1 protein-coding gene and 1 pseudogene are annotated in these 12,595 nt (G+C 72.5%); both read left to right on the top strand.

What is annotated here, in order from left to right:
- Nucleotides 1-3: 3 nt before the first annotated feature.
- Entirely contained in the window at nt 4-7,242 is a 7,239-nt protein-coding gene (locus ACFPQ9_RS27425) for an SDR family NAD(P)-dependent oxidoreductase (protein ID WP_380858731.1), read from the top strand.
- Nucleotides 7,243-7,439: 197 nt separating this feature from the next.
- Nucleotides 7,440-12,595 (top strand): annotated as a pseudogene (locus tag ACFPQ9_RS27420) (beta-ketoacyl synthase N-terminal-like domain-containing protein); the annotation flags it as partial.

Here is a 12,595-nt window from a genome sequence, read left to right as displayed (position 1 = left end):
CGTGTGAGCCGTGTGGTGGCCGCGAAGGCTGAATCAGCCCTGTATCTCCACGAGTTGACGGCTGATCGTGGGCTGTCGGCGTTCGTGTTGTTCTCGTCGTTCGCGGGCGTGGTGGGTAATGCCGGTCAGGCGGCGTATTCGGCGGCGAACAACGTGCTGGATGGTCTGGCGGTGGCGCGTCGGGCTCAGGGTCTGCCGGCCGTGTCGCTGGCCTGGGGCATGTGGGCGAACGCCGACGGTATGGGCGGCACCCTGGGCGAGGCCGAGCTGGAGCGTATGGCCCGGCAGGGCTTCCCGGCGTTGGAGACGAGTGAGGGGCTTGCGCTGCTCGATGCGGCGCTGCTGGTGAACGAACCTGTCGCCGTCCCCGTAGCCTTGCGTACCTCGGCACTTGGCGAGGCGGGGCACAATGCTCTGCCCGCGATTCTGCACGATCTCGTACCGCTTCGGGCACGTCGTCGTGCTGTCGCCGCTGCCGCCGCATCCGGTGGTGAGCTGGCACGTCGCCTGGGCGGGCTGGCGCCGGCAGAGCAGCGCAGGGCCGTGCTGGAGTTGGTCCAGGCGCAGGTCGCCGTGGCGCTCGGCCATGCGTCGGCTGCGTCCGTGGACGCGGCCCGCAGCTTCAAGGACCTCGGGTTCGACTCGCTGACCGCCGTCGACCTGCGCAACCGCCTCGGTGCCGCCACCGGCATCACGCTCCCCGCCACTCTCGTATTCGACCACCCGAACCCCAACTCACTGACCGACTACCTCCTCGAACAGGTCCTCGGCGAGATCGCCGCGCGGACCCCCTCGCAACTGCATGCACAAGCGACGACGGCTGTCGATGAGCCGGTTGCGATTGTGGGGATGGGGTGCCGGTTCCCGGGTGGGGCGGATTCCGCCGAGGGGTTGTGGGATCTGGTCGCGGAGGGGCGGGACGGGCTGAGCGTGCTGCCGACGGATCGTGGCTGGGATCCCGTCCTGTTGGAGGGCTTGGCCGCCGTCGGCGGGTTCCTCGACGGCGCGGCGCTCTTCGACGCCGAGTTGTTCGGGATTTCGCCGCGTGAGGCTCTGGCGATGGATCCGCAGCAGCGGCTGCTGCTGGAGACGGCTTGGGAGGCGTTGGAGGACGCCGGGATCGATCCGTCCTCGCTGCGCGGAACCGCGACGGGCGTCTACGCCGGCGTCTCCGCCAACGGCTACAGCAGCGGCGCGGTCGACGATCCGCAGGGCAACACTGAGGGATATCTGCTGACGGGCAGCACACCCAGCGTGGCGTCCGGCCGCCTTTCGTATGTGTTCGGACTGGAGGGGCCTGCGGTGTCGGTCGACACCGCCTGTTCGTCGGCTCTGGTGGCTCTGCATCTGGCCTGCCAGGCGTTGCGGTCGGGGGAGTGCGACCTCGCCCTGGCCGGTGGTGCCACCGTCATGGCGACGCCGGGCATCTTCCTGGAGTTCGCGCGGCAGGGCGGGCTGGCGGGTGACGGGCGCTGCAAGTCCTTCGCCGACGGCGCCGATGGGACGGGCTGGGCCGAGGGTGGCGGCGTACTCGTCCTGGAGCGGTTGTCCGATGCCCGCCGCAACAACCATCCGGTGCTGGCGGTCGTGCGCGGCAGTGCCGTCAACCAGGACGGTGCCTCCAATGGACTGACCGCGCCGAACGGTCCGTCGCAGCAGCGGGTGATCCGGCAGGCGTTGGCCGCCGCGGGAGTTGACGCCTCCGAGGTCGATGCGGTCGAGGCACACGGCACGGGCACCCGGCTCGGCGATCCCATCGAGGCACAAGCCCTGCTCGCGACCTACGGTCAGGCCCGCACCGACGACGAACCGCTCCGCCTCGGCTCGATCAAGTCGAACATCGGGCATGCGCAGGCGGCGGCCGGAGTCGCGAGCGTCGTCAAGATGGTCATGGCCCTGCGCCGCGAGGTACTGCCGCGCACGCTGCATGTCGATGAGCCGTCCTCGCACGTGGACTGGTCGACGGGGGCGGTGGAACTGCTCACGGAGGAGCGGGCGTGGCCGCGGGGTGAGCGTCCGCGCCGGGCGGGTGTGTCGTCCTTCGGTATCAGCGGGACCAACGCCCACGTCATCCTCGAAGAAGCCCCCGCGACGCCTGAACCCCGCAAGCCCGATTCCGCTTCCAGCCTTCCGGTCACTCCGTGGGCCATATCGGCTCGCACAGCTGATGCTCTGAACGCCGCTACGGCACGGCTGGTGGCGCATGCCGAGGCCCAGGACCTCGATCCGGTGGACGTCGGGTTGTCACTGGCTACGTCCCGGGCCGTGTTGGAACATCGTGCGGTTCTTCTCGGGCGTGGCGGTGAGGCGGTGCAGTCGGGGGCGGTCGTGACCGGGGCGGTGACCGAGGGTCGTACGGGGTGGATGTTCACCGGTCAGGGCAGTCAGCGTCTTGGTATGGGGCGTGAACTGCACGCGGTGTACCCGCAGTTCGCTCACGTCTTTGACGAGACCGTCGCGTTGCTGGAGACGGAGCTGTCCGGTGCGGTCGGTTTCCCGTTGGCGTTGCGTGAGGTGCTGTTCGCGGAGGACGGTTCCGGGGCCGCGGCTCTTGTGGACCGTACCGGTTATGCGCAGGCGGCGCTGTTCGCGGTGCAGGTTGCGTCGGTTGAGTTGCTGCGTTCGTGGGGTGCGGCGCCGGATGTGGTGCTGGGGCATTCCATCGGCGAGTACGCCGCCGCGTACACGGCGGGTGTTTTCGAACTGTCGGATGCGGTGCGGTTGGTGGCGGCTCGGGCGAGGCTGATGCAGGCGCTGCCGGAGGGTGGCGCGATGGCTGCCGTCGAGGCCGACGCCACGGAGATCGCCGACCTCCTGACGGGGGATGTGTCGGTCGCCGTCGTCAACGGACCGACCGCCGTGGTCGTCTCCGGCACCGAGGACGGCGTCGAGCGCGTCATGGCGGCGGTCCGTGAACGCGGTCGACGCGTCACCCGCCTGCGCGTCTCGCACGCCTTCCACTCCCCGCTCATGGAGCCGATGCTCGACGAGTTCGCCACGATCGCCGAGCAGATCACCTACCGTCGCCCCGTGGTCGCGGCGGCCTCGTCGGTCACCGGTGAGACCGTCGGCGAGGCCGACTGGATGACCCCCTCCTACTGGGTCGAGCAGGTACGCCGACCCGTCCTCTTCCATGACGCGCTGGTCACCACGACCGGGTCGCTGGGTGCCGGACGGTTGCTGGAGATCGGCCCCGATCCGGTGCTCAGCGGGCTTGTCGACCCGGCGACCGCGCCGTCCTTCTCCGTGCTGCGCAAGGGGCGCCCCGAGCCGGAGACGCTGCTCACGGCGCTTGCCGAACTCTTCGTCCGGGGGATGCGTGTCGACTGGGCGGCCCTGTTCGAGGGCAGCGGTGCGCGCCGGGTGGCGCTGCCGACGTACGCCTTCCAGCGGCAGCGCTACTGGCTGGAGCCGGCCCGCGCCGCCGCCGACGCACACGGCCTGGGCCTCGCCCCCGCGGAACACCCGCTGCTCGGCGCGGCCGTCACCGTGGCCGGGTCCGGCACGCTGCTGTTGACGTCCCGTCTGTCCGTCCGTACGCATCCCTGGCTCGCCGACCATGTCGTGGCCGGCAACGTAGTCGTACCGGGCACGGCGTTCGTCGAGCTCGCTCTCCAGGCGGGCGACCGCGCCGGATGCGGGCGTCTTGCCGAGCTCACCCTTCAGGCGCCGCTCGTCCTGCCGGCCGACGGAGGCGTAACCGTCCAGATCACCGTGGAGCCCCCGGCGACGGACGCCACGGAAGCCGGGACCCCTCGCGTCGGAGGCGAAGCCAGGGCCCTCCACATATACGCCCGACCCGACGACGCCGCCCCCGACCAGCCCTGGACCGCGCACGCCACCGGTCTCCTGGACGACGCGGCGGTCACGCCTCCGGCCGCACCCGAACTGCGCACCTGGCCGCCCACCGGTGCCCGTGAACTCACCCTCGACGGCCTCTACGAGCGACTCCACCAGTCCGGACTCTCCTACGGCTCCACCTTCCGTGGCCTGGCCCGTGCCTGGACCTCCGGCGACGACCTGCTCGTCGAAGCGGCGCTCCCCGAGTCGGCCACGGGCGAGGCCGCGGCCTTCGGGCTCCATCCGGCGCTCCTCGACAGCGTGCTGCACGCCCTCGCTCTGCACGCAGGGGAGGGGCAGGGGGCACTGCTGCCGTTCCTGTGGTCGGGTGCTGCCTTCCACTCCGTCGGCGCCCGCGTCGTACGGGCCCGGCTCAGTCCGCGTGGAGCCGACACGTACGCGCTGCATGTCGCGGACGCAGCCGGCGCACCTGTGGCCGTCGTCGACTCGCTGGTGCTGCGGCCCGTTTCGGCGGCCGACCTGACGTGGGCGGCCACCGGCCCGGACGGGCTGTTCCGGCTCGACTGGGTGCCGGCGCCCACCACCGACCGCCCCGAAACCGCTCGCACCGGCCACTGGGCCGTGGTCGGTGACCGCGACACGGCCGCATGGCGTGAGTCCGGCGTGCCGAGCAAGCACTACGCCGACCTGGACGACCTCATCGCTGCCCTGGAGGCCGGTGAGGCCGCCCCCGTGGCGGTCGGACTGGCCGTCGGACCGGCGGTCGCGGCCAACTCTGGTGAAGTCCCAAGTCCGGTTGCTGATCTCCTGGGTGCCATGCGGACCTGGCTCGCACATGAGCGATGGGCTGACACGCCCCTGGTGGCCCTGACCACCGGTGCGGTCGCCCTGCACCACGCTTCCCCCGCTTCCGGCACCGGCGTCGACGCCGACACCCCGGACCTGTCCGGCGCCGGTGCCTGGGGCCTGGTCCGGTCGGCGATCGGTGAGCACCCCGGCCGTCTCGCCCTCGCCGACGTCGACGGCACCGCGGAGTCGTACCGCACCCTCGCCGAACGGCTCGACTCCCTCGACGAGCCCCAACTCGCCCTCCGCGACGGCGAGGCGTGGATACCGCGACTGGTACGGATGGCCTCCGGCGGCATCCTCGTGCCGCCCGCCGTGGCCCCCGGCAAGACCTGGCGCATGGAGGTCGGCCGGCAGGGCCGCCTGGACGGCGTCGCACCCGTCGTCGAGGAACGGCGTGCCCTTGGCCCCAGCGAGGTACGAATCGCCGTACGGGCCGCGGGGGTCAACTTCCGGGACGTACTGAATGTCCTGGGTACGTATCCCGGGGACGCGGGGCGGCTGGGCCATGAAGGTGCCGGTGTCGTCGTGGAAGTGGGTCCGGAGGTGACCGGCCTGGCGGTCGGTGACCGGGTGATGGGCCTGCTGGACGGCGCGTTCGGTCCGTCGGCCGTCTCCGACGCACGGTTGCTGGCGCCGGTGCCGGAGGGGTGGTCGTTCGAGCAGGCGGCGTCCGTGCCGATCGTGTTCCTGACCGCCTACTACGCTCTGGTCGACCTCGCCGGGCTCCAGGCGGGCGAGTCGGTGCTGGTCCACGCCGCCGCCGGCGGTGTCGGTATGGCCGCCGTGCAGCTCGCCCGGCACCTCGGCGGCGAGGTGTATGCGACGGCGAGCGAGCCGAAGTGGCCGGTCCTGCGGGAACTCGGGATCGGCGACGAGCGGATCGCCTCCTCCCGCACCACCGAGTTCGAGGAGCGGTTCAAGTCCGGCGTCGATGTCGTGCTCGACGCCCTCACGGGTGAGTTCGTGGACGCCTCGCTGCGGCTCGTGCGGCCCGGTGGCCGATTCGTGGAGATGGGCAAGGCCGATGTACGTGATCCGGAGCAGGTGGCGGCCGCCCATCCAGGTGTCACTTACCGGGCGTTCGACACGTTCGACGCGGGTCCGGAGCGGATCGCGGGGATGTGGGCGGTGCTGCTGGAGCTGTTCGAGCAGGGTGCGCTGCGGCCGGTGACGGTGACGTCCTACGACCTGGCCAGGGCTCCGGAGGCGCTACGGCTGCTGGGGCAGGCCAGGCATGTCGGGAAGGTCGTGCTGCGGGTGCCGGCGCCGTGGAGCGGCGACGGGACAGTGCTGATCACCGGGGGGACCGGTGGTCTTGGCGCGGAGGTCGCCCGGCACCTGGTCACCGCCCACGGCGTACGGGACCTCCTGCTCGTCTCCCGGAGCGGGCTGGAAGCCGTCGGAGCCACTGAACTCCACTCCGAGTTGGAGGAGTTGGGTGCCCGGGTCGAGGTGCGGGCGTGTGACGTGTCGGACCGTGCGGCGCTGGCCGCCGCGCTGGACGGCGTCGACCTGTCGGGTGTCGTGCATGCGGCGGGTGTGCTGAATGACGGTCTGGTCGCCGACCTGACGCCCGAGCGACTGGCCCGAGTCATGGCCGTGAAGGCCGAATCGGCCCTGCATCTGCACGAGTTGACCGCCGGTCACGACCTCTCCGCTTTCGTGCTCTTCTCCTCCTTCGCGGGTGTCGTGGGCAACGCAGGGCAGGCCGCCTACTCCGCCGCGAACAACATCCTCGACGCCCTCGCGGCCACCCGACGTGCCCAAGGGCTGCCCGGCGTCTCCCTGGCCTGGGGCATGTGGGAGGCCGGTATGGGGAGTCGGCTGCCGCAGGCGGATGTCGCGCGGTTGCGGCGTGGGGGACTGCCGCCCCTGGCCGCGAGCGAGGCGTTGGCGCTGATGGATGCCGCGCTCGTCGTCAACGAGCCGAACGCCGTCCCCGTCGCCCTGCGTACCTCGGCGCTCTCGGCGGGCCGTGTGCCGTCCGTGCTGCGGGACTTGGTGCCGACGGCGGGGCGGCGTCGGGGCACCGCCGCCTCGGGCGCCGCCGTCGATGGTGGTGGTCTCGCGGAGCGGCTGCGTGGGCTGGGCTCGGTCGAACGGGACCGAGTGCTGCTGGACGCGGTGCTGGCCGAGGTGGCCGGCGTACTGGGCCATGCCTCGGCCGGATCGGTCGATGCGTCACGGGCGTTCAAGGAGCTGGGCTTCGACTCGCTGACGGCCGTGGATCTCCGTAACCGTCTGAACGGCGTGACCGGGCTGCAGCTGCCCGCCACCCTCGTCTTCGACCACCCGACCATCCTGTCCCTGCGCGACCACCTCGGCGCGGAACTCGCCCCCGCCGACGACGGTGACACCGCCTTCCTCATGGGCGAGTTGGACAAGTTGCGCACGGTCCTCGCCGAGACCGCGCCGGCCGCGGACGACGACGTGCGCGCCGCGATCGGCGACCGGCTCCAGCAACTGCTCGCCACCTGGTCGGCGGCCGGCGAAGGGGCCGGGCAGGACGCGGACAACCGTGTCGTACTCGACGACGCCACCGACGACGAGCTCTTCGCCCTGCTCGACGACAAGCCCTGGGTCGCCGAATGACCGGCCCGCCGCACCACGCTCCGCCCGGCTCCACCCCGCCCAGCCAGGTCCCGCCCCGCCCGGCCCCGCCCGGCTCCGCCCCGCCCCGGCCGCCGAGCCGAGTGCCCTGACCCCGCCCTCGGCAGGACCCCAAGCGCCCTGATGCGGCTCTCCGCGCTCTTTCGAAGGACAAGGAACAGATGGCGAACGAGGAAAAGCTCCGCGAATACCTCAAGCGTGCGATCGCCGACGCCCAGGACGCCCACCTTCGTCTGCGCGAGGCCGACGCGAAGGACCACGAGCCGATCGCCATCGTCGGCATGGGCTGCCGTTTCCCCGGCGGAGTCGCCTCGCCGGAGGACCTGTGGGAGCTGGTGAGCGGTGGTGGGGACGGCATCACGTCGTTCCCCACCGACCGCGGCTGGGACCTGGACGCCCTGTTCGCGACCGACGCGGAGCGGGCGGCCGGCACCTCGGCCACCCGGGAGGGCGGCTTCCTGCACGAGGCCGCCGAGTTCGACCCGGAGGCGTTCGGCATCAGCCCCCGCGAGGCCCTCGCGATGGACCCGCAGCAGCGGCTGCTGCTGGAGACGTCGTGGGAGGCCCTGGAGCGCGCCGGCATCGACCCGCTGTCCCTGCGCGGCACGGCGACCGGTGTCTTCGCCGGGCTCATGTACCACGACTACGCCTCCCGGCTCCACGAGGTGCCGAAGGACGTCGCCGGGTTCCTCGCCAACGGCAACGCGGGCAGCGTCTTCTCCGGCCGCATCGCCTACGTCTTCGGCTTCGAGGGCCCCGCCGTCACCATCGACACTGCCTGCTCCTCCTCCCTCGTCGCCCTGCACCTGGCCTGCCAGTCCCTGCGCTCCGGCGAGTGCGCGACGGCGCTCGCCGGCGGTGTGACGGTGATGGCCGCGCCGACGACGTTCGTGGAGTTCTCCCGGCAGGGCGGACTGGCCGGCGACGGCCGCTGCAAGGCGTTCGCCGACGACGCCGACGGCACCGGATGGGCGGAGGGCGCCGGGGTCCTGGTCCTGGAGCGCCTCTCCGACGCCCGGCGCCTCGGCCACCCCGTCCTCGCCGTGATCCGGGGCTCCGCCGTCAACCAGGACGGAGCCTCCAACGGCCTCAGCGCCCCCAACGGGCCCGCACAGCAGCGCGTCATCCGCCAGGCCCTCGCGAGCGCCCGCCTCACCCCGGCCGACATCGACGCCGTAGAGGCCCACGGCACCGGCACCCGGCTCGGCGACCCCATCGAGGCGCAGGCCCTGCTCGCCACCTACGGCAAGGGACGGGACGAGAAGAACCCCGTCTGGCTCGGCTCGGTGAAGTCCAACATCGGGCACACCCAGGCGGCGGCCGGTGCCGCCGGGGTCATCAAGATGGTCATGGCGCTGCGCGCCCGCCAACTGCCGCCCACGCTGCACGCCGACCGGCCCAGCTCCCACGTCGACTGGTCGGCGGGCGCCGTACGCCTCCTCACCGAGACCCGCCCCTGGCCCGAGGACGAGCGCCCCCGCAGGTCCGCCGTGTCCTCCTTCGGCATCAGCGGCACCAACGCCCATGTCGTGCTCGAAGAAGCCCCCGCCCACGAGCCCCGGCCCGCTCCCGAAGGCGAAACCGAACCCCCGGCCGACGGCACCGCCGAGGAGCCGCGCCACACCCTGCCCCACATCCCCTGGGTCCTGACCGCCCGCAGCGCACCCGCCCTCGATGCGGCGGCCGAACGCCTCGCCGCCCACGTCGCCGAATCCCACGCCTCCGCCCTCGACATCGGCCACAGCCTGGCCACGGGGCGGGCCGTCCTCGAACACCGTGCCGTCCTCCTCGGCCCCGACCACGACACCCTGCGCACCGCCCTCGACGCCGTCACCGGCCTCGCCGGCACCGCGACCGCCGTCAAAGGCACGGTCACCGAGGGCCGTACCGCCTGGCTGTTCACCGGCCAAGGCAGCCAGCGGCCCGGCATGGGCCGCGAACTGCACGCCGCACATCCCACGTACGCCCGCGCCTTCGACGAGATCTGCGCCCTGCTGGACGCCGAACTCGCCGGAGCGCCCGGCTTCGACACACCCGTGCGCGACGCGATCTTCGCCGAACCCGGCACCCCCGAGGCCGCGCTCCTGGACCGCACCGGCTACGCCCAGACGGCCATCTTCGCCGTCGAGGCGGCCCTGGTCGCCCTGCTGCGCGGCTGGGGAGCCGAACCCGACGTCGTCATCGGCCACTCGATCGGTGAGATCGTCGCCGCCCACGCCGCCGGAGCCCTCGAACTCCCCGACGCCGTACGGCTGGTGGCGGCCCGCGCGCGGCTCATGCAGGCGCTCCCGGACGGCGGCGCCATGGCCGCGATCGAGACCGACGAGACCGAGGCCACCGCACTCCTCGCGCAGGGTGCCGTCATCGCCGCCGTCAACGGCCCGCGCGCCGTGGTCGTCTCCGGCACCGAACATGCCGTCGAGCAGGTCATGGAAGCGGCCCGCGAACGCGGCCTGCGCGTCACCCGACTGCGGGTCAGCCACGCCTTCCACTCCCCGCTCATGGCTCCCATGACGGACGAGTTCGCGGAGGCCGTCGCGGGCCTCGGCCATCGCCGCCCCGTCGTCCCCGCCGTCAGTACCCTCACCGGACGGACCGCCGACGGCGACCACTGGGCGAGCCCCGACCACTGGGTACGGCAGATGCGGGAGGCCGTGCGCTTCCACGCCGCCGTCCGCACCGCGACCACCGAACTCGGCGTCACCCGCTTCCTCGAGATCGGCGCGGACCCCGTCCTCACCAGCCTCGTCCAGACCGCCGACCCCGACACCACCGCCGTGGCCACCCTGCGCGAGGGCCGCGACGAGTGCGCATCGGTGCTGACGGCGCTCGCCGAGATGTTCGTACGGGGCGCCGCCGCCGACTGGGCCGCGGTCTTCCACGGCACCGGCGCCCACCGCACCGACCTGCCCACCTACGCGTTCCAGCGCGACCGCTACTGGCTCGACGCCACCCGGCCCGCCACCGACGCCCGCGGCCTCGGCCTCGGCGTCGCCGGACACCCGCTGCTGGGCGCCGCCGTCGCCGTGGCCGGCTCCGACAACGTCCTGCTCACCGCCCGGCTGTCCGTCGCCACCACGCCCTGGCTGGCCGACCACCTGGTCGGCGGACTCGCCGTCGTCCCCGGCACCGCCCTCGTCGAACTCGCCGTCCAGGCAGGCCTGCGCGTCGACTGCGACCGACTCGACGAACTCACCCTCCAGGCCCCGCTGATCCTCCCCGAGCAGGGCGCGGCCCAGGTCCAGATCGTCATCGACGCCACCACCGACGACGGCCGCCGCACCCTGCGCGTCTACTCCCGCACCGAGGACGCCGAAGTCGAACAGGCCTGGACCCTGCACGCCACCGGCACAGTGGGCGACAGCGCCCACGCCAGGACCGACGCCCCCTGGAACCTGCGCGCCTGGCCGCCCGCCGACGCCGAACCGGCCGACCTCGCCGGGCTCTACGAACGCCTCACCGACGTCGGCCTCCAGTACGGCCCCGCCTTCCGCGGCATCACCCGCGTCTGGCGCGACGCCGACGACTGGTACGTCGAGGCCACTCTCCCCGAACCCCTCGCCGACGCAGCCACCTCCTTCGGCCTCCACCCCGCGCTCCTCGACACCGTCCTCCACGCCCTCGCCCTGCGCGACGGCGACGACCGCACCGCACTCCTGCCCTTCCTGTGGTCCGGCGTCACCCTCACGGCCGTCGGTGCCACGTCCGTCCGGGCCCGGCTCCGCATGCGCGGCGAAGCCGAGATCGGCCTGTGGATCGCCGACGCGACCGGCGACCCGGTCGCCACGGTCGACTCCCTCCTGCTGCGCCCCGTCTCCACCACGGAACTCGCCGCTCGGCGAACGAACCAAGGCCCCGAGCACCTCTACCGAGTTGAGTGGACCGCCGTCACCTCGGCGCCCACCGAACACCGGACGACCGACATCGTCGTCCCCGACCTGGACACCCTGCTCACCGACCTCGACGCCGACGCCGCGACCCCGAGCCGGGTCCTGCTGCCCGTCGCCGACGGCCCCGTCGCGGACGTACTCGCCGAGACCCTCACGGTGGTGCAACGCTGGCTCGCCGAACCGAAGTTCGCGGACTCCCGCCTGGTCATCGTGACCTCGGGCGGCGTCGCCGTGACCCCCGACGAGACCCCCACCCCATCCGCCGCCGCCGTCTGGGGCCTCCTCCGCTCCGCCATGAACGAGCACCCGGACCGCTTCGCCCTCGTCGACACCGACGCCGACGGCCCGGTCAACGCCCTCCCCGCGGACCCGGATGCGGACCAAGTCGCCCTCCGGAACGGCCAGATGTGGATACCGCGCCTGGCGCGGATGGCGTCGGGCGGGGTGCTGGTACCGCCGGTGGGTGTGGGTGTGGGTGCGGGTGCGGGTGCGCGTGCGGGTGCGGGTGCGAGTGCCGGCTGGCGGATGGATGTGGTGGCTCAGGGTCGGCTGGATGGTGTGGCGCTGGTCCCGGAGGAGCCGCGTGCGTTGCGGGCCGGTGAGGTGCGGGTGGCGGTGCGGGCGGCGGGGGTGAACTTCCGTGACGTGCTGAACGTCCTTGGCATGTATCCGGGGGATGCGGGGCGACTGGGCCATGAGGGTGCGGGCGTCGTCATCGAGGTCGCCCCCGACGTCACCGGACTCGCCGTCGGCGACCGGGTGATGGGTCTGCTGGACGGAGCCTTCGGGCCAGTGGCCACCACCGACGCCCGGCTGGTCACGCGGGTGCCGGAGGGGTGGTCGTTCGAGCAGGCGGCGTCGGTGCCGATCGTGTTCCTGACCGCCTATTACGCCCTTATGGACCTCGCCGCTCTTCAGGCGGGGGAGTCGGTGCTGATCCACTCGGCTGCCGGTGGTGTGGGGATGGCGGCGGTGCAGTTGGCTCAGCATCTGGGTGCTGAGGTGTATGGGACGGCGAGTGAGTCGAAGTGGCCGGTGGTGCGGGGGTTGGGGGTTGCGGCTGAGCGGATTGCCTCGTCTCGGACGACGGAGTTCGAGGAGCGGTTCGGGTCGGGTGTGGATGTGGTGCTGGACTCGCTGGCGGGTGAGTTCGTGGACGCCTCGTTGCGGTTGGTGCGGCCGGGTGGCCGGTTCGTGGAGATGGGCAAGACCGATATCCGTGATGCGGAGGAGGTGCGCGCCGAGTACGGGGTGTCGTACCGCTCGTTCGACCTGATGGACGCCGGTCCGGACCGGATCGCCGAGATGTTCGCGGCGCTGCTGGAGCTGTTCGAGCAGGGCACGCTACGACCGGTGAAGGTGACCTCGTACGACCTCTCCCGTGCCCCGGAGGCGCTGCGTCTGCTGGGGCAGGCGAAGCACGTCGGGAAGGTCGTGCTGCGGGT

It is taken from the genome of Streptomyces coerulescens (assembly GCF_042657965.1).
GTDB classification, from domain to species: domain Bacteria; phylum Actinomycetota; class Actinomycetes; order Streptomycetales; family Streptomycetaceae; genus Streptomyces; species Streptomyces coerulescens.
This window is presented reverse-complemented; position numbering and strand designations above follow the sequence as displayed.